Genomic DNA, 20,144 nt, shown 5'->3' with positions numbered 1-20,144 from the left:
CAAATTTGGAATATGATGTAAAATGGAAATCGACGTACAAAGAACGGAGGGGTTACAGCATGGCATTCATTAGATTCCGATTGACACGAATTCAATAGTGAACGACTCTCGCCTGAATGCGGAGAATCGGGATGGATCTGCCTATGTATAAGCCCTTATATCGTAATAAAAAGAGGGTGGCAATGCTGCCCTCTTTTTTGTGCCTTCAAAACATCCCTTCTCTCTAACGACAGGCGGAGCATGAGAAAGGGGAAAAGAGATGACAAACCAGAACGACATGCAGCTGATCACAGAGACTGTCGCGCTTGCACGCAATCAAGGTTTGGCGGTTCACTCTGAAAACGCGAAATTAAATGAAACTGGAATGGATTTTCAAGTTGTATTCGTCGAGGACGATACAGGTATGCCATGGGTGCTGCGAAAACCGCGGCGAAGTGATGTTGTTGAAAGAGCAGCTTCAGAAGGCAGAACGCTTGCCTTTCTCCGCACGGTTCTTACAGCTGATGTGCCAGATTGGAAAATTCATACACCTGAATTGATTGCTTACCCAATGTTAAAAGGAACGCCAGCTGCTGGGATTGATTTGGAACAGAAACAGTATGTATGGAATATGAATCATCAGCCGCCGTCAGACCATTTTATACGGACACTTGCCGGGATACTGGCTGAATTACATGGAGTGAACCCAGCAGACGCTTGCCAATCCGGTATAAAAGTGATGAGTCCGGAAGAAGTCAGGCGAAACACAGTTGATTCTATGGATGACGTAAAGAACAAGCTTGGAGTGTCTGAACAGCTTTGGCAAAGATGGCAAACGTGGATAAATGATGATGCATATTGGCCGGGATTTTCCGCACTGATACACGGCGATCTCCACCCGGCGCATATTTTGATTGGCCAAAACGAACATGTCACAGGCCTTCTGGATTGGACAGAAGCCAAAGTCGCCGATCCGGCAAAAGATTTTATCTTTTATCAAATGCTGTTTGGGGAAGAGGAAACCGCCCGTTTGCTTGAATACTATCATCAAGCAGGCGGCCGCATATGGGCAAAAATGCAGGAACACATCGCAGAGATGCAGGCGGCATATCCGCTGGAAGTTGCCAAGTTTGCTCTGCAGACACAGCAGGAGGAGCACATCAATATGGCGCTGGAAGCACTCGGCGTAAAATCGGATTAAGAATTGACTTCTTTAAATTAACCGAGTATTATAAATTTTACTAACAAAAGAACGGATCAACAATCGTGAGGAAGAGTAAGTACGTATCAGTGTGGAGGTTCAGAGAGTCGGTGGCAGGTGTGAACCGACCCTCCCCTGATGCCGAATGGGCTTCTGAATTGCTTTGCTGAACGGATAGTAGGCGATGCCGGGATTCTCTCCCCGTTACCAAGAGAGGAGTATCGAAACGGATGTTTTCTGTACTGAGAGTGAACGGCGTATAGCTGTTAATAAAGGTGGTACCGCGAGACCCTCGTCCTTTGCATAGGACGGGGGTTTTTTGTGTCTTAAAGGAGGTGACGGCCAATGGATGATGGCTGGTGGTGCATAACAGAAAATAGGAAAGGAGGATGTCAAATGGTCATTGCAACTGATGATCTTGAGGTCGCATGCCCTGAGTGTGAAAGAGCAGGAGAAATCGAAGGCAGCCCATGTCCAGCTTGCGGCGGGAAGGGTGTCATTCTGACGGCTCAAGGAAATACGCTTCTGGATTTTATACAAAAGCATTTGAACAAGTAAAGGAGAAAAGCTGAGCTGAGATGAGATTAGAAGAGCAGAGTGAGATTCGCAAGGCATCGGCAGGGACGGTTTTTTTGCTGATCGGAACGGTTTGTTTTGCATCTAAGTCGATTTGGATTAAATGCGCATATGAAATGGGTGCTGAGCCAGACGCGGTATTGTTATACAGGCAGCTGTTTGCTGTTCCGCTGTTTTGGCTGATTTTTTTGTTATACCGTCCGCCAATCCCAGACGGTATGAAAAAAGGGGATCTATGGAGGGCGTGTGTCGCGGGAGTGTTTTGTTTTTTTCTGTCTCCCTTGTTTGATTTTATCGGGCTGAACTATGTATCCGCAATGGTTGAGCGTATTTTGCTGATGAGCTATCCGGTGTTTATGATCGGATTCAACGCGTGTCGTGATCGGAAAATGGTTTCCATCCAAGACCTTTTCGCAGCGCTGATGGTCATGATCGGTTTTTTCTTTGCGCTCGGCGGCTGGAATGCTGAGCTTTTTCAGGCGAATATGATTGGATCTGTATTCATTTTGTTATCCTCGGCCGTTTATGCAGGTTATCTTGTCCTTTCCGGGCGTCTCGTCCATCAAATCGGCGGCATCCGACTCAATGCTTACGGGATGACAGCAGCCGGAGCGGCCATGATGCTTTACACAGGCATAAAGGCGGCGATCGGCATGAATACGCCAATGACAGCATATCCGCTTGCTGTGTACGGATTGTTTGTGTTCATCGCAGTCGTCTCCACTGTGATTCCATTTGTGCTGATGCTTGAGGGCATAAAACGAATCGGGGCACTTCGAGCTGCCACTATTTCAATGGCAGGGCCTGTCCTGACAATTTTATTTGGAGCCTTATTTCTCGGTGAGCGGCTCCAGCTTACTCAAACGATTGGATGCGCAGCCGTATTTATTGTTATAACGGGCATGGAATATAGAAAACTGAAAACAGGTAAAAATGAATAATTTTTGTAAAACACACACGTTTTTCAATTACAATAAGTGTAATCACGTGTGTGTTTTTTGATTTTGCAAAGGTTAGGTGAGAAGATGCAGCGCATATTGCTAGTAGAAGACGACCATTCAATCAGTGAAATGGTGGATCATTATTTAACAAAAGAAGGCTTTGAGATGGTACATGCTTTCGACGGTGAAGAAGGCATCCGGCTGTTTCAGCAGGATTCATACGATTTGATTTTGCTTGATATCATGCTCCCGAAGCTGAACGGCATGGATTTTCTGAAAATCATCCGGGAAAAAAGCAACGTTCCGGTTTTAATGATTTCGGCAAAAGACGGAGATGTGGACAAGGCATTGGGACTGGGATTTGGGGCGGATGATTATATCGCCAAACCGTTTTCGATGATTGAGCTGACAGCCAGAGTAAAAGCCGCGATACGGCGGGCGACGCAATATTCGGCGGAGGAACCGGCTGAGAATAAGGTGATCCGGATTCACCAGCTTACGATAGATATAGACAATGTCTCAGTTATGAAAAATGGGAAGCCGCTTCAGCTGACGTCAACAGAATGGCAGCTGCTGTGCCTATTTGCGGCAAATCCTAAAAAAGTGTTTACGAAAGAACAGATCTACCGTTCCGTCTGGAATAACGAGTACTTTGACGATCAAAATATCATTAACGTACATATGCGGCGGCTCAGAGAAAAGATTGAAGATGACCCCTCTTCTCCACAATACATTAAAACGTTATGGGGCATCGGTTATAAATTAGGAGAGTTTTAGAATGACAGTGTTATGGATGGCCGCTGTCATCGTTCTGGCGTGTCTGAATGTGATTCAATTCATGATGAAAAAGAAACGGGACGAGAATCTGGCGTACATGGCAGAACAGCTTGGCGCCATGCTCAACCGGGATTCGGCAGGGCAAATTTTGCTTCATACAGACGATCAGGCACTCAAAGACCTGCTTGTTAACATCAACCTTTTCGTTGAGAATCGTCAGCAGATCAGCGCCCGGTTTGCCAAAACAGAGCACTCCATGAAGCGGATGCTGACCAACATGTCGCACGATCTTAAAACGCCGTTAACGGTCATTCTTGGCTATATCGAAACGATTCAAAGTGACCCGGACATGCCGGACGAAGAGCGGGAAAGATTGCTGGGGAAGCTCCGCCAGAAAACAAATGAACTCATTCAGAAGATCAACTCCTTTTTTGATTTAGCCAAATTAGAATCTGAAGATAAAGACATCCCGATCACCAAAATACATATGAACGACATATGCAAACGAAATATCCTGCACTATTATGACGCTGTTCAGTCAAAAGGCTTTCAAGCAGCCATCGAAATCCCGGATACGCCGGTGTATGCGCAGGCGAATGAAGAGGCATTGGACAGAATCCTGCAAAACCTATTATCCAATGCGATTCAATATGGCGCGGCCGGTAAGTTTATCGGCATGACGCTGTCGTATGATGAAACGAACATCGCCGTCACCGTATGGGATCGGGGAAAAGGGATCAGTGAAACCGATCAGCAGCGTGTGTTTGAGAGGCTGTACACACTTGAAGAATCAAGAAATAAAGCATTTCAAGGAAGCGGTCTCGGTTTAACCATCACGAAACGGCTTACAGAAAAAATGGGAGGCGCCATATCCGTTCAAAGCAAGCCGTACGAACGGACTGCATTTACGATCACATTGAAACGCATGACATATTAACAAACGTAAGAATTTCTTAAGATTTGAGAAATAAAAATGACAGGGCCCGCCTCTACAATAGAAAACAGGAAAAGAGAGGGAAGGAGAAACAAAGTTGACTTATATCGTACAAACAAACGGACTGACCAAAACGTATGAGGGCAAAGAAGTCGTCTCCAATGTCAGCATGCATATTAAAAAAGGCGAAATCTATGGCTTTCTCGGCCCAAACGGCGCGGGGAAAACAACCATTATGAAAATGCTGACGAGCCTTGTCAAGCCGACAAGCGGTGAAATCAGCATTCTAGGAAATAAGCTCATCCACACGTCATACGAGGTGCTGGGGAACATCGGCAGCATGATTGAATATCCGATTTTTTATGAAAACCTGTCAGCTGCAGAAAATTTAGATCTGCATTGTGAATACATGGGGTACCACAATAAAAAAGCCATTCAAGAAGTGCTGGATATGGTGAATTTAAAACAAATCGACAAGAAGCCCGTCAAAACATTTTCGCTCGGTATGAAGCAGCGCCTTGGAATTGCGCGTGCCATCCTCACGAAGCCGGATCTGCTCATTTTGGATGAGCCGGTGAATGGTCTTGACCCTATCGGCATTAAAAAGATCAGGCAACTGTTTCAAGTGCTGAGCAAAGAGTACGGTATGACGCTGCTGATCTCAAGCCACTTGCTGAGTGAAATCGAACAAATTGCGGACACGATCGGCGTCATTCGGGACGGCAGGCTGCTTGAAGAGGTGTCAATGGAAGATGTCAGAGGCCAGAACACTGAATATATCGAGCTTGTCACGCCGAATCAGACAAAGGCCTGCTTTGTGCTGGAGAAAGAGCTGCATTTAACTAACTTTAAAATGTTAAATGAGAAAACGATTCGAATTTACGAGACTGAAGCCTCTCAGGCTGCCATATCCAAAGCGTTGATTTTAAATGATGTAGACATTGAATCAATGAACAAAAAGTATACGTCGCTGGAGGATTATTTTATCAACTTGATCAACGGCAATAGCATCAGTGCGTAAAGGAGGAGAGACACGTTGATGAATTTGATCAAAATTGAATTAAGAAAAATGAAGGTGGGCTGGTATGTCAGAGGTGTTCTCATTGCCAACCTGATCATCATGGGCTTTTTGTGGCTGATCAGTTATTCAGAAAAAGCCGAGGGCGGGGTTTCGTTCCAAAGCATGGAGGAAGCGTTTCTCATCATCGGCACTTTTGTCAGAGCGGTATTTATCGTTTTTGGCGCAGTGCTGATCGCAAAATTGGTGATTTCGGAATATAAAAACAAAACCATTCTTGTGATGTTTACGTACCCGATCAGCCGTAAGAAACTGCTCACTGCTAAGCTCATGATTGCGGGCGGACTGACGTTTATCACGATTTTACTTTCGAACATACTCATTGCCGCCGGCTTCTTTTGGCTGAACTCGATCTACCATTTCATACCGGGAGAGCTTACTTCCGAGATCATTTCTCAGCAGGCCATAAAAATGGCGGTTTTCGCTTTTGGCGCCGCTGGAACCAGTTTAGTTCCCATCTTTTTTGGGATGCGTAAACACTCGGTTCCGGCAACCATCATTTCGTCTGTAGTGATTGTTATGCTCATCAGTTCAACAAGCCCGGGTTTCTCCATTTCGTCTGTTGTTTATATCCCATTATCTTTAGCGGCTTTTGGTTTGGTTTTTTCCTACATGGCGATCAGGAACGCAGACAAGCAGGATGCGTAAACAAAGGCGCCCAATATTCATAAAAGGCCGATGCTGCCAGCACCGGCCTATCTACTATGAATCTGTTCTTGTTTCAAGATAATGCTTCTTGCCAATTTCTTTGCTCATCATATAGAAGTGGAAGCAATATTCACCGATTGCCATGGCGATCGCGCCGAATAAAGCCGCCAATGCAACTTCACCGCCAGTCATCCCCATAGAAAGCGGCATGCCCATCAGCCAAATGACGAGAAAGGCCAGACCGAAATCAGCTAACGTCGCAATCATATTATTCCATCTCGGCAATACATAAAGATCGCCCAGCAAATAAGAAACAACCCCTAACACAATCGTCATTAAGAGCGTATCACCAAATGTGAAACCAAAGCCCAAACCAAGCACTAGATACAACACAATAATCGTCATAATACCTTTAATCGCGAGCGCTTTCACATGTGTCATTCCAAAGTACCTCCTTCTGTGATTCGATTTGTTATGTATGATTCCTCAAATGCAGAAAGTTAAACCTTAGATTGTGTTTTTACAGTCCATGTAAAGGAAGTGAATCGCTTGTATGAAAGGAAAGATGTTCACAGTGCTGCTGATGTTTATGCTTTTCGGGGGCGGATGCAAACCACCTGCTGAAGAACCGGCATCATCTGCTCAATCACCTGCTTCATCTGATGCTGCAAAAAACAAAGCTTACGACATTCATGAGGGTTTTATTGAAGCGGAGCGTATATTCGGAACCGAGTTGTTTCAAAACATGTCAGATAAAGACGGATTCACTGACAATCTGCTGATCTCCCCATACAGCTTGCAGCAAGTGCTGCTGATGGCTGCAAATGGAGCGGAGGGAGATACATTAAAAGAAATCAAAGCTGCTTTATATTTATCAGGCCTTCATGACAGCAGCATAAATAAGTCATCGTTGGCACTCATGAAAAGGTTTGAGTCATTGCCTGAAGGTGATCTGCTGACGGCCAATGCTGTATGGACAAGGCTTGAAGCCAAGCCAGACTTTAAACAAACGATTAAACAATTCTTCTCCGGCAGTATCTTTAAAATGGATGACAATATTCAGACCGCGGAGGACTCGATCAATCAGTGGACGGCTCACCAAACAAAAGGGCATATTGACGACATAGTGGATCATCTTTCGCCGGAAGCTGTTTCTCTTTTGGTAAACGCCGTTTACTTTCAAGAAAAGTGGGCGCTGCCGTTTGACCAGCATGTGACCGCTGAGGAGCATTTTTTTCTGCCTGACGGATCGGCCAAAAAACTGCTGATGATGAAGCAGACTGCACGCCACGAATACCTAGAAAGTGAACTGTTCCAAGCAGTCAAGCTTCCATATGAAGATCAACATCTTTCTTTCACTTTATTTCTGCCGAAGAAAAAGCTGGCTTCTTTCTTGTCTCTCTTCACGTATCAAAACATAAAAGCATGGGACAGCGCATTTCAGCCAAAAACAGTAGAGCTGAGCCTGCCCCGTTTTACGCTGAAAGGAAAGTATAACGTAAAACATGCTCTTCGCGATATGGGGATGAAATCCGTCTTTTCTGATGCAGACTTTTCCAGCATGTTTACTGAAGGCCGCGGTGTTTCGATCGATGATGTGAATCACCATACATTTATCAAGGTGGATGAAGCAGGAACCGAGGCTGCGGCTGCCTCGTCAGCTGAAATTGTTGAGTCCGCACTCACGCCAGATGTTACCTTGACGGCGGATCGCCCATTTTTCTTTGTCATCACAGATGAACAAACAAAATGCCTGTTGTTTTTAGGCTTTGTCGCAAATCCGAATGAATAAATTTAAAAACTTCTCTTGTCCCTCCGTCATCACTTTTGAAGTAATGAAATATGATGAAGGGAGATCAAGGGGAGGTGACGTGATGGCGGTCGTGAAAGCAACGAGTGCGGATGTCGATTTGCTGGCAAGGCTGCTCAGAGCAGAAGCGGAAGGTGAAGGCAAGCAGGGGATGCTGCTTGTCGGCAACGTGGGAATCAATCGGTTGCGGGCAAATTGCTCAGATTTTAAAGGCCTCCGGACCATCAGGCAGATGATTTTTCAGCCGCACGCGTTTGAGGCTGTAACTCATGGATATTTTTATCAAAGAGCACGGGAAAGCGAGCGGAGCCTGGCACGCCGGTCAATAAACGGTGAAAGACGCTGGCCTGCAAAATTTAGTTTGTGGTACTTCAGGCCGGAGGGAAACTGTCCATCCCAGTGGTATAACCAGCCGTTTGTGGCCAGATTTAAGTCACACTGCTTTTATCAGCCGACAGCGGAAACGTGTGAAAATGTATATAACACATTTTAGAGACAGGACGCCGTTCAAATTGAGCGGTGTTTTTCTTTGAAAAGATATACAATGGAGAAAAAAGAGCTGACGGAGATGACAGAATGGCAACAATCGACCTGCAAAAGAAAAGCGTAAAGATCGTACTGGAGAAAAAGCAATTAACGAAGGTGACGGCTCGTGTCGGACTGGTGCTTGATATTACGGGTTCAATGAGAACACTCTACAAAAACGGGACGGTTCAAAACGTGGTGGAACGGATTTTGGCAGTGGCTGATCAGTTTGATGATAACGGCTTGCTGGATGTATGGGTGTATGATAATGAATTCTCCCGATTAAAGCCAGTCTCTGAAAAAGATTTTTCGGGCTATGTTGATCGTGAAATTTTGAATAATGACCGTCTGCATAAATTCGGCAGAAATGATGAGCCGCCGGTCATGAAAGACGTGCTGCGCAAATATGTTGCGGAGGAACCGAGTTCATATCCCGCTTTCATCGTTTTTATCAATGACGGAGGCTGTAAAAAGTCGATCAAACCGATCATTGAAGCTTCCTCTGATAAACCGGTGTTTTGGCAGTTTGTCGGCATCGGAAACGGAAACTTCGATTTTCTCAATACATTGGATACGTTAGAAGGGCGTGCAGTTGACAACACAAACTTCCTGCATATCGAAGAAATTGACTCCATTTCTGATGAAGAGCTTTACGACGCTCTGCTTACTGAATTTCCATTTTGGCTGAAAGAAGCGAAGGAAAAAGGAATTATAAGAGATCAAGAACCTCCTGCTGAAAAGCCGAAAAAGAAGGGCTTTTTCAGCCGATTGTTTTCGAAATAACAGATACGGCACTGAGTCATTTTGCGAAATGGCTCGGTGTTTTTGTTTTTTTAAGATCATGTGAAGAAAAATAGTCCGAATGGGCGGCTTGCAAACGACAGAATATGCAGAAAACGCGCCGTTTAGCCAGCTTTCGGCATGTTTCAGCGGCAGGTTTGTGAGTGAAGACCTGTTTCTGTAGTTCAGCGCTTACAATCGGTTCACACTTCTTCACAGCCATTTAACAATGATTCCCTATAATGGAGGCGATCAATGAGAAGAGAGGGGATCTTGAATGGCATACGACAGTCGTTTTGATGAATGGGTACAAAAACTAAAAGAGGAAAGCTTTCAAAACAGTACGTTTGACCGCCGCAAATTTATTCAAGGAGCGGGGAAGATTGCAGGACTTTCTCTTGGATTAACCATTGCTCAGTCAGTTGGTGCATTTGAAGTAAATGCTGCGCCTAAGTTCTCGAGCTATCCGTTTACGTTAGGGGTCGCGTCTGGAGATCCGCTTTCTGACAGTGTCGTGCTTTGGACGCGCCTGGCGCCAGATCCGCTGAACGGCGGGGGAATGCCGAATCAGGCGGTCCCAGTCAAATGGGAGGTCGCAAAGGATGAGCATTTCCGCAAGATCGTGAGAAAGGGCACTGAAATGGCCAAACCAAGTCTCGCCCACTCCATTCACGTGGAAGCGGACGGGCTTGAACCAAACAAAGTGTACTATTACCGTTTCAAAACCGGTCATGAACTAAGCCCTGTCGGAAAAACAAAAACGCTTCCTGCCCCTGGCGCCAATGTGGAGAAAATGACCTTTGCGTTTGCTTCCTGCCAGCAATATGAGCATGGATATTATACAGCCTACAAGCATATGGCGAAGGAAAAACTTGATCTTGTCTTCCATCTCGGTGATTACATATATGAATACGGTCCAAATGAATATGTATCAAAAACAGGCAATGTCCGCACGCACAGCAGCGCGGAAATCATTACGCTGCAAGACTATCGGAACCGCCATGCCCAATATCGTTCTGACGCCAATTTAAAAGCTGCTCATGCAGCGTTCCCTTGGGTTGTGACGTGGGATGACCATGAAGTGGAAAACAACTACGCCAATAAAATACCGGAAAAAGGACAGTCGGTTGAAGCATTCGTGCTCCGCCGTGCGGCTGCGTATCAGGCGTACTATGAACATATGCCGCTCCGCATCTCCTCTCTGCCGAATGGCCCGGATATGCAGCTGTACCGGCACTTTAACTACGGAAACCTGGCGTCCTTCAATGTCCTTGATACCCGCCAGTACAGGGATGACCAAGCCAATAACGACGGCAATAAGCCGCCTTCTGATGAATCACTCAATCCGAATCGGACTCTGTTAGGAAAAGAACAGGAGCAGTGGCTCTTCAACAATTTGAGCAGCTCGACTGCCTACTGGAATGTGCTGGCGCAGCAGATTTTCTTTGCGAAGTGGAATTTCGGGACAAGTGCAAGCCCGATCTACAGCATGGATTCGTGGGACGGCTACCCGGCTCAGCGCGAACGGGTCGTCAATTTCATTAATAGCAAAAATCTAAATAACGTTGTCGTGCTGACAGGAGATGTACACGCAAGCTGGGCATCGAATCTGCATGTCGATTTTAATAAAACAAGCTCAAAAATTTTCGGGGCTGAATTTGTCGGAACCTCAATCACATCCGGAGGAAACGGAGCGGATAAGCGGGCGGATACTGATCAAATTTTAAAGGAAAATCCGCATATCAAGTTCTTTAACGATTATCGCGGATATGTCCGCTGTACAGTGACGCCTCACCAGTGGAAAGCTGATTACCGGGTGATACCGTTTGTGACAGAGCCGGGCGCAGCCATTTCAACACGTGCTTCATTCGTTTATCAGAAAGACCAAACCGGGTTGAGAAAGGTATCATCCACAACGATCCAAGGCGGGGTGAAGCAATCCGATGAGGTCGAGGAGGATCGTTTCTTTGCTCACAACAAAGCCCACGAAAAACAAATGATTAAGAAACGGGCAAAAATCACGAATTAAGGAGTGAAAAAACATGTTTTCAAACATTGGTTTACCGGGCTTGATTCTGATCTTTGTCATCGCCCTCATTATTTTTGGCCCTTCCAAGCTGCCGGAAATCGGGCGTGCCGCCGGACGGACACTGCTGGAATTTAAAAGCGCCACAAAATCACTTGTGTCTGGTGATGAAAAAGAAGAAAAATCAGCTGAGCTGACAGCGGTAAAGCAGGACAAAAACGCGGGCTGAGTGCTGATGAGGCAGACACCGGGTCTGCCTCTTTTTTTATGAAAGGGAGGGCTTTTTTGAATGGATAAAAAAGAAACCCATTTGATCGGGCATTTAGAAGAGCTTCGCCGCCGGATTATTGTAACCCTCGCGGCATTTCTTCTATTTCTCATCACGGCTTTTTTGTTTGTGCAGGACATTTATGACTGGCTGATCAGAGATTTGGACGGAAAGCTGGCTGTGCTTGGCCCGAGTGAAATCCTCTGGGTGTATATGATGCTTGCCGGCATTTGTGCCATTGCGGCTTCCATCCCTGTTGCCGCGTACCAGCTGTGGCGTTTCGTTGCGCCGGCGCTCACGAAAACAGAGCGCAGGGTGACGCTCATGTACATACCCGGGTTGTTTGCATTGTTTTTGGCGGGCATCTCCTTTGGATACTTCGTCTTGTTTCCGATCGTGCTCAGCTTTTTGACTCATTTGTCTTCCGGCCATTTTGAAACGATGTTTACGGCTGACCGCTATTTCAGGTTTATGGTGAATTTGAGCCTGCCGTTCGGCTTTCTGTTTGAAATGCCTTTGGTGGTGATGTTCTTAACAAGATTGGGTATCTTAAATCCCTACAGGCTGGCCAAAGCAAGAAAGCTATCCTATTTTCTGCTGATCGTCGTATCCATATTGATTACACCGCCTGATTTTATTTCTGATTTTCTTGTGATGATCCCGCTGCTTGTCCTGTTTGAAGTAAGTGTCACCCTATCGGCGTTTGTCTACAAAAAAAGGCTGACGAGCGAAACGGCGGCCGCTTAATGTAGCGTACCGCCTGGTGATTTCACATCCTCATCATATTGTGCAGCCGTAACAGCGGCGATCCTCAATGCCCGGACAATCGTGTCTAAGCTGAGGCTCGGCGCTGTTTTGTCGATGGTTTGCTCAGGAATGTAAGGGATATGAATAAACCCGCCGCGAAGGTGCGGGGATGTACGGCTAATGTGATCCATTAACCCGTAGAACAAATAGTTGCATACAAATGTGCCCGCTGTGTAGGAAACCGCGGCTGGAATGCCGTTTTCCTTCATTTTTTCAGTCATTCGTTTAACGGGAAGTCCTGTCCAGTAAGCGGCGGGCCCTTCAGGAGAAATCTCTTCATCAATCGGCTGCTGTCCTTCATTATCAGGGATGCGCGCGTCTGCAAGGTTGACCGCCACCCGTTCCGGCGTGACCTGCATTCGCCCTCCGGCTTGGCCGACACAAATCACGATATCCGGCTGATGCTTCTGAATGGCTTGGCGCAGAGTGTCCAGAGCGGTTCTAAAAACAGTCGGAATTTGTTCTGCTGTGATGATTGCTTCATCCGTCTCGAAGCCATTCAGCCGTTTCGCCGCTTCCCATGATGGATTGACGGTTTCTTTGTCAAAAGGGTCGAAGCCTGTGATCAGCACTTTTTTTCTCATCTTCCCATCTCCTTTTTTCCTTTTATTCTATTGTTTATTTATGGGTTTTTCACAAAATAATGAAAAGGAGTGAATCACAATGGAGCATTTGCCGCAGGAGTATCGTCAGCTGTTCCCAATCGTGCAGACACATACCATGCTTGCCAGCTGCTCACAGAGCGCGTTGGCAGAGCCTGTATCAAGGGCGATCAAAGACTATCATGACAGCCTGCTGTACATGGGGACGAACTGGAATGAAGCGATCGAAAAAACAGAGAGTGCCAGAATCGAGTTTGCAAAGCTGATAGGGGCTGAACCGGATGAAATTGCGATTGTGCCGTCAGTTTCTGATGCGCTGGTTTCTGCAGTATCATCCTTGTCTGTTTTCAGAAAGAAGCATGTTGTGTATACAGAGATGGATTTTCCGGCTGTGTCTCATATTTTGCAGGCACAATCCGATTATAACGTATCTGTGATCCCTTCAATAGACGGTGAGCTGCCGCTCGAACAATATGAAACGCATATTACGGATGAGACAGTGCTGACATGTGTTCCGCACGTTCATTACCGTGACGGCAGCATTCAGGATGTAAAGGCCATCGCCGCCATTGCTAAGAGAAAGGGTTCTTTGTTATTTGTGGATGCTTATCAATCAGCGGGGCACATTCCCATTGACGTGAAGGCGTGGGGCGTTGATATGCTGGCGGCAGGCGCCCGAAAGTATTTGCTCGGCATACCGGGCATGGCATTTCTTTATGTGAGAAAGGAGCTGGCGGATGCACTGAAGCCAAAAGCATCTGCTTGGTTCGGGCGGGAAAACGGGGATGGCGCCTCTTATGCGAAAGGCGCGCGGCGTTTTCAGACAGGCACCCCTGCTTTTATCAGCGTATACGCAGCGGCAGCGGCTTTATCACTGCTGAATCATATCGGGGTTTCTCATATCCGGGAACATGTAAAAACGATCTGTGCCGATGCAGTTCAATATGCTGCTGAAAAAGGCCTGGAGCTAGCGATAGCATCAGCGGGAGAGCAGCCGGGCATGGTTGCGATTCGGGATGAGCGGGCATCAGAAACGGCGGCGCTGCTGAGGAAGAAAAAAGTGATTTGCGCGCCGCGGGACACTGTCATCCGTCTCGCTCCTCACTTTTATAACACTAAGGATGAATTGCGTCATGCGATTGATGAAATCGCGGAAATCGCGCTCCACATGTAAACATAAAAAAGCCCCTGAACACAAGGTCAGGGGCTTTTCATATTAATGATCGACTTTAACCCGCTTTAAGAAGAAAGCGCCAATTAAACCGATAATCGCAACAATCATTGCAAACACAAACGCGTGCTGCACGCCCGCTGTCAAAGCCTGCGGGATGACTGCCGGATCGGCAGGGTTTTTGACTGTGCTCATATAATCATGCTGGCCTGCAGCCATAATGCTGACCGCAACCGCTGTTCCGATAGCGCCCGCCATTTGCTGCAGCGTGTTCATGATAGCGGTGCCGTCTGGATAAAACTCGCGCGGCAGCTGGTTTAAACCGTTTGTCTGCGCAGGCATCATGATCATAGAGATCCCGATCATCAAGCAAGTGTGCAGGATGATAATCAACGCAGCCGTTGAAGTGGTCGTGATGTTTGAGAAGAACCAAAGGACAACAGTAACAATCACAAATCCGGGAATGACAAGCCATTTCGGTCCGTATTTGTCGAACAAACGGCCTGTAACGGGGGAAATAAATCCGTTTAAAATGCCGCCCGGCAAGAGAATAAGACCAGAAGCAAATGCCGTCAGGACTAAGCCGCCTTGCAGATACATCGGCAGAAGCAGCATAGACGAAAGGATGACCATCATGCAAATGAACACCATAATAACACCCAAAATAAACATCGGGTATTTGAATGCACGGAGGTTCATCATCGGCTGCTTCATCGTCAGCTGGCGGATTGAAAATAGGATAAGACCGACAACGCCGACAATCAGTGAGACGATCACAGTCGGGCTGGACCATCCGCCGGAACCTTCACCCGCGTTGCTGAATCCAAACACAATGCCGCCGAAACCAATCGTCGACAGAATGATAGACAAAACATCAATTTTCGGTTTTGTAATGTCAGATACATTTTGCATGTATGCAATACCGAAAACAAGCGCCAGCACCAGGAACGGAAGAGAGATCCAGAAAATCCAGTGCCAGTTGAGATGCTCCAGAACCAATCCGGAGAAAGTCGGGCCGATGGCGGGCGCGAACATAATGACAAGTCCGATCGTTCCCATCGCCGCGCCCCGTTTATGAGGCGGGAAAATCACCAAGATCGTGTTAAACATCAGCGGCAGTAAAAGCCCGGTTCCGAGTGCCTGAACGATCCTCGCCGCTAATAAAAACGAGAAGCTTGGCGCAAGCGCCGCGATCAACGTGCCTATGATAGAAAAGATAAGCGATACGATAAAAAGCTGTCTTGTTGTGAACCACTGCAATAGCAATCCTGATACAGGAACGAGGATACCGAGTACAAGCAGGTAGCCTGTGGTTAACCATTGAACGGTTGCCGCTGTAATGTTCAATTCCTTCATAAGATCGGTTAACGCAATGTTCAGGGCCGTTTCACTGAACATGCCGATAAAACCGGCCAACAGCAAGGAAATCATAATCGGCATCACTTTGTATTGCTGAGATGCTTTAGCTGCTGTTTCCAAAATTATTACCCCTCTCTGTCAGCTGAATGTATTCATTCAGCTTGTATAAGTATGTCATTTTTATCTCTTCAGCAGACCAGGAATGCGGTTGGAGATTTGAAGGAGCGGTGTGCTGTTTTTTGCCGTCAAAGATAAAAGAATACCGCCTTCAATCATCGCGTTAATTACGGTGCCGGCTTCCTTAGCATGGCTCTCGCTGTAGCCTGTCTTCCGCAGTTTTTCCTCATACACTAGGGCCCACTCTTTGTAGGCTTCATGGCAAGCTTCCCGCAACGGTTCGCTTTTCAATGACGTTTCAGCCGCAAGCAAGCCGACAGGCAAGCCCTCAATGTCTTCCGTGCATGAAAATTGGCAGGAGAGCTCCTTCAAAAAGGCTTGAATGCCTTCCGCTGGATCGTTGTAGGCTTCCATGCAGTCCGCGATTTTCTGGCGGATATATTCCTTCATCTCATTCACTGCTTCGATCGCCAGCTGCTCTTTACCGCCCGGAAAATGGTAGTAAAGAGAACCTTTAGGCGCTCCGCTTTCCTTTATAATCTGGTTCAGCCCCGTGCCGTAATACCCTTGCAGCTGAAAAAGCCGGGTAGCTGCCGAAAGGATTTTTTCACGGGAATCTCCATAACCCATAACATTCCCACCTTACTGAATTGCAATCAAAAATATAGTGACTGGTCTATTATCTTGATTCAACCATCAGTTGTCAAGAAAAATTCTTTGTATGAAAAAACAAAAAAAGAAGTATATGACAACTTGAAAAAAGCAGAGAGAAAAGCTGACACGTTTTTTGACTGAATAAATAAAATATTCAATCATTAAACATCATAAGGACGTAAGGAGAGAAACAGATGAAAAAACAACGATTGCTCATACTCACTCTTTTTACCGCACTATTGCTGGCTTTTACCGGATGCTCACAATCTCCTGAAACAAAAGAATCCCCGAAAGAAAAACCGCAGACGCAAAAAGTCTCTTCGGCTTCCGCCTCTGGAAAAAAGGACCGGCCAAACATTAAAATTTTAGCGACAGGAGGCACGATTGCAGGGGCCGATAAATCGAAAACCTCGACCACTGAATATAAATCAGGTGTCGTCGGCGTTGAATCACTGATCGAGGCGGTTCCGGAAATGAAGGACATTGCGAACGTTAGCGGCGAGCAGATTGTTAACGTCGGCAGCACAAACATTGATAATAAAATATTGCTGAAGCTGGCGAAACGCATTAACAAATTGCTCGCTTCAGATGATGTAGATGGAATCGTCGTGACCCATGGAACGGATACATTGGAAGAAACAGCTTATTTTTTGAACCTCACTGTGAAAAGCGATAAACCGGTTGTTATTGTCGGTTCTATGAGACCGTCCACAGCCATCAGCGCCGACGGGCCGTCTAACCTGTACAATGCAGTTAAAGTGGCAGGCACACCTGAGGCAAAAGGAAAAGGGGCGCTCGTCGTTCTTAACGACCGCATTGCCTCAGCCCGCTATGTGACCAAAACAAACACAACCGCAACGGATACATTTAAATCAGAAGAAATGGGATACGTCGGAACGATAGCTGATGATATCTATTTTAATAATGAAATCACCCGCAGGCATACGAAGGATACCGATTTCTCAGTTTCTAATCTTGATCAGCTGCCGCAAGTAGATATTATGTACGGATACCAAAATGACGGAAGCTACCTGTTTGACGCGGCTGTGAAAGCCGGAGCAAAAGGGATTGTCTATGCTGGTTCTGGGAACGGGTCTTTATCTGACGCAGCCGAAAAAGGAGCGGTCAGCGCAGTCAAAAAAGGCGTCACTGTGGTGCGCTCAACCCGTACGGGAAATGGTGCCGTGACACCAAACCAAGACTATGCGGAAAAAGACCTGCTGGCATCGAACTCTTTAAACCCGCAAAAAGCACGGATATTGCTGATGCTGGCGCTCACCAAAACAGACGATCCACACAAGATCCAAGCTTATTTCAATGAGTATTAAAGAAAAGAAGGCGAAAAGGCCTTCTTTTTTTGGGCATTTCAGGATCAAAAAACAGCAAAATTTCCTCTGAACCTTAAAATCTCATTAAAATTAAGTAAAAATTACCCTTTACTTAATTAATTTGTCAAAGTAATATAATTGAAGAATTTGTTACAAAAAAAGGAGGATATTATGAAATTTGTAAAAAGTAAGTTCATTGCACTTGTAACAATTTTGATGCTGTCCGTCACATCGCTGTTTGCGATGCAGCCGTCAGCAAAAGCCGCTGAACACAATCCAGTCGTGATGGTTCACGGTATTGGAGGAGCGTCATTCAATTTTGCGGGAATTAAGAGTTATTTGGCGTCTCAAGGCTGGTCGCGGGACAAGCTGTATGCAGTTGATTTTTGGGACAAGACAGGCACGAATTATAACAATGGCCCGGTATTATCACGATTTGTGCAAAAGGTTTTGGATGAAACGGGTGCGAAAAAGGTGGATATTGTCGCTCACAGCATGGGGGGCGCGAACACACTTTACTACATAAAAAATCTGGACGGCGGAAATAAAATTGAAAACGTCGTAACGCTTGGCGGAGCGAACCGTTTGGTGACAAACAAGGCGCTCCCAGGAACAGATCCGAATCAAAAGATTTTATACACATCCATTTACAGCAGTGCCGATATGATTGTCATGAATTATTTATCAAGATTAGACGGTGCTAAAAACGTTCAAATTCATGGTGTTGGGCACATCGGTTTATTGATGAACAGCCAAGTCAACAGCTTGATTAAAGAAGGACTGAACGGCGGAGGCCAAAATACGAACTAACGAGATACATAACCTTGAAGAATGCTATTCTTCAAGGTTATTCTGCTTTCTGCACAATTGTTTTCGCAGCCATATCATGAACGGCTTGTTTTTTCTTCGTAAATGCGGCTGTCAAATAGATCAGGCGGGAGAACACATGCACCCACGCTATCAGGTAACGGACAATCGCCTGTGGGACGGATATTTTTTCATATGTTTCGTCTCGCACGATTTGCAGCCCGATGATTTTTTTGCCCAGTGTACCCCTCCAATTTGTCAGCGGCATCAGCAAAGGATACACAAGCAGCATCAATATGGCGATAATAATGACGCCGGCGGACCCGTCGCCAAACGTAAATCCGGCTGCCAAAATCACTGCTGCGGCAATGATCACATCAAGTAAAAGAGCGCAGGCGCGCAGCATAAAACCAGCTGGTTCCAACATAAACACTCCTTAAAATTTTACATAAATACCTAACCATTGTAAAAAAGAGGGCCTAAAGTGGGAATAGGTTATAAGTCTTAAATCACAAAAGTTGGTGTAAAAGTCATAGGTAAATTGACATCATCAGCCAACTTATCATATTACCAAATTCTTTTTTAGCCCGAAACCAAGCCCTCAGAAGTTATTTTTGTTAAAATAGAAAAGTTACAACAGAATTCGGAGGGTTTATTGTGGGAAAAGTGAAACGAAATGCCCCTTGCCCATGCGGCAGCGGCAAGAAATATAAAAAATGCTGCGGAAGTAAAGTTGTCGACTTCCCGACAGAACTAGCGGCAAAAGAAGCGAAACAAATTCAGGAAGACTTAGTGGAGTATGCCTTCACAGTACATAGAGAAAGCATTTCAGGCTTTATCAACCAGCATGATTTTCTTTCTGCTATGGACAGACAGACGAAAGACATCAGCGTATTTAATTTAGGAATCTGGGGAATCTTCTTCCATCAGCTTGCTGGTGAAAAGACAATCTTCGAAGAGTACCTTCAGAAAAAAGGCGATTCGATCACTCGTCCGAAAACGCGTGAGATCGTTGAATCATGGAAGAGCATGACGCCTGCTTTATTGCTGTTGCAAGACCTGAAAGAAGGTGTCATTCACTTTGAAGATGTCATTACGAAAAAACAATTCGAAGTGGAAATGGACGCCCATAACCAAGACCTCCCGCCAGTGGGAAGCCTGATTCTCGGATATCCAATCCACGAAGCGGAAAAAGCGGAATTCTTCATGCAGTTCACGATCTTCCCGGTGAAGAGAACAGAAGCACTGATCAGCAAGGTGAAGAAATATGCGGATGCCGCTGTGAAGAACGGCAAAACGCCGGAGGAGTTCATGAAGCAGGAATTCAACAATGTTCTGTTCGCGCTGTTAGCGGAGAAAGATGAAGAGCCGCAAGCAGAGACAGCAGCGGAAGAAAGCAGTGTTGAGTGGGCAAACGACATGGAGAAAGAAACAGCTGCGGCTATCGAAGAAGGCTTGAGCGGAGATGAGTATCCGACTGAATTGATTCCGGCTGTCATTGATATCTGGAAAACATTCTGCGAGAAAAAATCACCTGTCATCAGAAAACCGGAAGCTTTTGCGGCTGCAGTTGAATATTATGTGAATGCAATTTCTCTTAACGGCGCGTCCGTTTCTCAAGCCAAACTGGCGAAAAAATACGGCGTCAGCGCATCAACGATTTCCAGCCGTTACAAAGAAATTGAAAGCACACTGCAGGATGAAGCGGACCGTTTTGCACAAGCGTTATCCTCATAATGAAAAAAACCTTGAAAAG

22 protein-coding genes, 2 pseudogenes and 1 other annotated feature are annotated in these 20,144 nt (G+C 46.0%); of the genes and pseudogenes, 18 read left to right on the top strand and 6 right to left on the bottom strand.

Going from position 1 to position 20,144, the window contains the following annotated elements; genetic code table 11:
- The first annotated feature begins 259 nt into the window (after window positions 1-259).
- The 7 genes from mphK (at window position 260) to KHQ79_RS18975 (ending at window position 6,134) form a co-directional block, all read left to right on the top strand.
- Window positions 260-1,180: a macrolide 2'-phosphotransferase MphK gene (gene mphK, locus KHQ79_RS19005; protein WP_225516551.1), complete on the top strand. Its 921-nt coding sequence runs from the start codon at window positions 260-262 to the stop codon at window positions 1,178-1,180.
- A 56-nt stretch (window positions 1,181-1,236) separates the two neighbouring features.
- Window positions 1,237-1,483, top strand: a binding site (T-box leader).
- A 93-nt stretch (window positions 1,484-1,576) separates the two neighbouring features.
- Window positions 1,577-1,738: a hypothetical protein gene (locus KHQ79_RS19000; RefSeq protein ID WP_003241325.1), complete on the top strand. Its 162-nt coding sequence runs from the start codon at window positions 1,577-1,579 to the stop codon at window positions 1,736-1,738.
- 20 nt (window positions 1,739-1,758) lie between these two features.
- Complete coding sequence (locus KHQ79_RS18995) at window positions 1,759-2,697, top strand: DMT family transporter (protein ID WP_225516549.1); 939 nt, start codon at window positions 1,759-1,761, stop codon at window positions 2,695-2,697.
- A 96-nt stretch (window positions 2,698-2,793) separates the two neighbouring features.
- Window positions 2,794-3,474 (top strand): two-component system response regulator YcbL, encoded by a 681-nt coding sequence (ycbL, locus tag KHQ79_RS18990; RefSeq protein ID WP_080010731.1) that lies wholly within the window; start codon window positions 2,794-2,796, stop codon window positions 3,472-3,474.
- Between the two features lies 1 nt (window position 3,475).
- Window positions 3,476-4,411 carry a HAMP domain-containing histidine kinase gene (locus KHQ79_RS18985; protein ID WP_225516548.1) on the top strand — a complete coding sequence of 312 codons (936 nt, stop codon included), beginning with the start codon at window positions 3,476-3,478 and terminating at the stop codon, window positions 4,409-4,411.
- A gap of 94 nt (window positions 4,412-4,505) precedes the next feature.
- Window positions 4,506-5,429, top strand: a complete 924-nt coding sequence (locus tag KHQ79_RS18980; protein WP_225516546.1) for an ABC transporter ATP-binding protein — start codon at window positions 4,506-4,508, stop codon at window positions 5,427-5,429.
- A gap of 18 nt (window positions 5,430-5,447) precedes the next feature.
- Window positions 5,448-6,134 carry an ABC transporter permease gene (locus tag KHQ79_RS18975; protein WP_080030904.1) on the top strand — a complete coding sequence of 229 codons (687 nt, stop codon included), beginning with the start codon at window positions 5,448-5,450 and terminating at the stop codon, window positions 6,132-6,134.
- A gap of 20 nt (window positions 6,135-6,154) precedes the next feature.
- Here KHQ79_RS18975 and KHQ79_RS22335 read toward each other — a convergent pair.
- Window positions 6,155-6,217, bottom strand: a pseudogene (locus tag KHQ79_RS22335) (hypothetical protein); the annotation flags it as partial.
- A complete protein-coding gene (locus tag KHQ79_RS18965; RefSeq protein ID WP_003241312.1) occupies window positions 6,189-6,575 on the bottom strand; it encodes a YndM family protein in 387 nt (128 codons plus the stop codon). The gene KHQ79_RS18965 and the pseudogene KHQ79_RS22335, both read right to left, overlap by 29 nt.
- A gap of 112 nt (window positions 6,576-6,687) precedes the next feature.
- On the opposite strand from KHQ79_RS18965, the gene KHQ79_RS18960 reads away from it, so the two are divergent.
- The 7 genes and pseudogenes from KHQ79_RS18960 (at window position 6,688) to tatC (ending at window position 12,290) form a co-directional block, all read left to right on the top strand.
- A complete protein-coding gene (locus KHQ79_RS18960) occupies window positions 6,688-7,926 on the top strand; it encodes a serpin family protein (protein ID WP_225516544.1) in 1,239 nt (412 codons plus the stop codon).
- An 82-nt stretch (window positions 7,927-8,008) separates the two neighbouring features.
- Complete coding sequence (gene cwlJ, locus KHQ79_RS18955) at window positions 8,009-8,437, top strand: cell wall hydrolase CwlJ (protein ID WP_003241308.1); 429 nt, start codon at window positions 8,009-8,011, stop codon at window positions 8,435-8,437.
- A gap of 83 nt (window positions 8,438-8,520) precedes the next feature.
- A complete protein-coding gene (locus KHQ79_RS18950) occupies window positions 8,521-9,252 on the top strand; it encodes a vWA domain-containing protein (RefSeq protein ID WP_148982910.1) in 732 nt (243 codons plus the stop codon).
- Window positions 9,253-9,331: 79 nt separating this feature from the next.
- Window positions 9,332-9,508: pseudogene (locus tag KHQ79_RS18945) on the top strand (hypothetical protein).
- Between the two features lie 18 nt (window positions 9,509-9,526).
- Window positions 9,527-11,278: an alkaline phosphatase PhoD gene (gene phoD, locus KHQ79_RS18940; protein WP_003241303.1), complete on the top strand. Its 1,752-nt coding sequence runs from the start codon at window positions 9,527-9,529 to the stop codon at window positions 11,276-11,278.
- A gap of 13 nt (window positions 11,279-11,291) precedes the next feature.
- Window positions 11,292-11,504, top strand: coding sequence for a sec-independent protein translocase protein TatAD (gene tatAD, locus KHQ79_RS18935; protein WP_225516542.1), 213 nt, complete (start codon window positions 11,292-11,294; stop codon window positions 11,502-11,504).
- A gap of 60 nt (window positions 11,505-11,564) precedes the next feature.
- Complete coding sequence (gene tatC / locus KHQ79_RS18930; protein ID WP_019257374.1) at window positions 11,565-12,290, top strand: twin-arginine translocase subunit TatC; 726 nt, start codon at window positions 11,565-11,567, stop codon at window positions 12,288-12,290.
- Here the strand turns inward: tatC and pcp are convergent.
- Window positions 12,287-12,934, bottom strand: coding sequence for a pyroglutamyl-peptidase I (gene pcp / locus KHQ79_RS18925; protein WP_225516540.1), 648 nt, complete (start codon window positions 12,932-12,934; stop codon window positions 12,287-12,289). The two genes, tatC and pcp, sit on opposite strands and share 4 nt — an antisense overlap.
- A gap of 79 nt (window positions 12,935-13,013) precedes the next feature.
- On the opposite strand from pcp, the gene KHQ79_RS18920 reads away from it, so the two are divergent.
- Window positions 13,014-14,126 carry an aminotransferase class V-fold PLP-dependent enzyme gene (locus KHQ79_RS18920; protein ID WP_225516538.1) on the top strand — a complete coding sequence of 371 codons (1,113 nt, stop codon included), beginning with the start codon at window positions 13,014-13,016 and terminating at the stop codon, window positions 14,124-14,126.
- Between the two features lie 42 nt (window positions 14,127-14,168).
- Here the strand turns inward: KHQ79_RS18920 and lmr(B) are convergent, their stop codons facing one another.
- Window positions 14,169-15,608 (bottom strand): lincomycin efflux MFS transporter Lmr(B), encoded by a 1,440-nt coding sequence (gene lmr(B) / locus KHQ79_RS18915; RefSeq protein WP_225516635.1) that lies wholly within the window; start codon window positions 15,606-15,608, stop codon window positions 14,169-14,171.
- Between the two features lie 54 nt (window positions 15,609-15,662).
- The gene (lmrA, locus tag KHQ79_RS18910) at window positions 15,663-16,229 is read right to left on the bottom strand and encodes a transcriptional regulator LmrA (RefSeq protein WP_003241293.1); all 567 of its coding nucleotides are present in this window, start codon (window positions 16,227-16,229) and stop codon (window positions 15,663-15,665) included.
- 218 nt (window positions 16,230-16,447) lie between these two features.
- On the opposite strand from lmrA, the gene KHQ79_RS18905 reads away from it, so the two are divergent.
- Both KHQ79_RS18905 and estA read left to right on the top strand, forming a co-directional pair.
- On the top strand, window positions 16,448-17,581 hold the full coding sequence (locus KHQ79_RS18905; RefSeq protein ID WP_225516536.1) for a type II asparaginase: 1,134 nt from the start codon (window positions 16,448-16,450) through the stop codon (window positions 17,579-17,581).
- Between the two features lie 171 nt (window positions 17,582-17,752).
- Window positions 17,753-18,391 (top strand): lipase EstA, encoded by a 639-nt coding sequence (gene estA / locus KHQ79_RS18900; RefSeq protein ID WP_003241287.1) that lies wholly within the window; start codon window positions 17,753-17,755, stop codon window positions 18,389-18,391.
- Between the two features lie 37 nt (window positions 18,392-18,428).
- Here estA and KHQ79_RS18895 read toward each other — a convergent pair whose 3' ends face one another.
- Entirely contained in the window at window positions 18,429-18,812 is a 384-nt protein-coding gene (locus KHQ79_RS18895; RefSeq protein ID WP_225516534.1) for an RDD family protein, read from the bottom strand.
- Window positions 18,813-19,045: 233 nt separating this feature from the next.
- Between KHQ79_RS18895 and KHQ79_RS18890 the strand changes: the two genes are divergently transcribed.
- Window positions 19,046-20,125, top strand: a complete 1,080-nt coding sequence (locus KHQ79_RS18890; protein WP_225516532.1) for a helix-turn-helix domain-containing protein — start codon at window positions 19,046-19,048, stop codon at window positions 20,123-20,125.
- Window positions 20,126-20,144 lie beyond the last annotated feature (19 nt).

The organism is Bacillus sp. TSO22 (assembly GCF_020223595.1).
Classification (GTDB): Bacteria; Bacillota; Bacilli; order Bacillales; family Bacillaceae; genus Bacillus; species Bacillus inaquosorum.
Note: the sequence above shows the minus strand (reverse complement) of the source record. Positions and strands in the feature narration are given on the sequence as shown.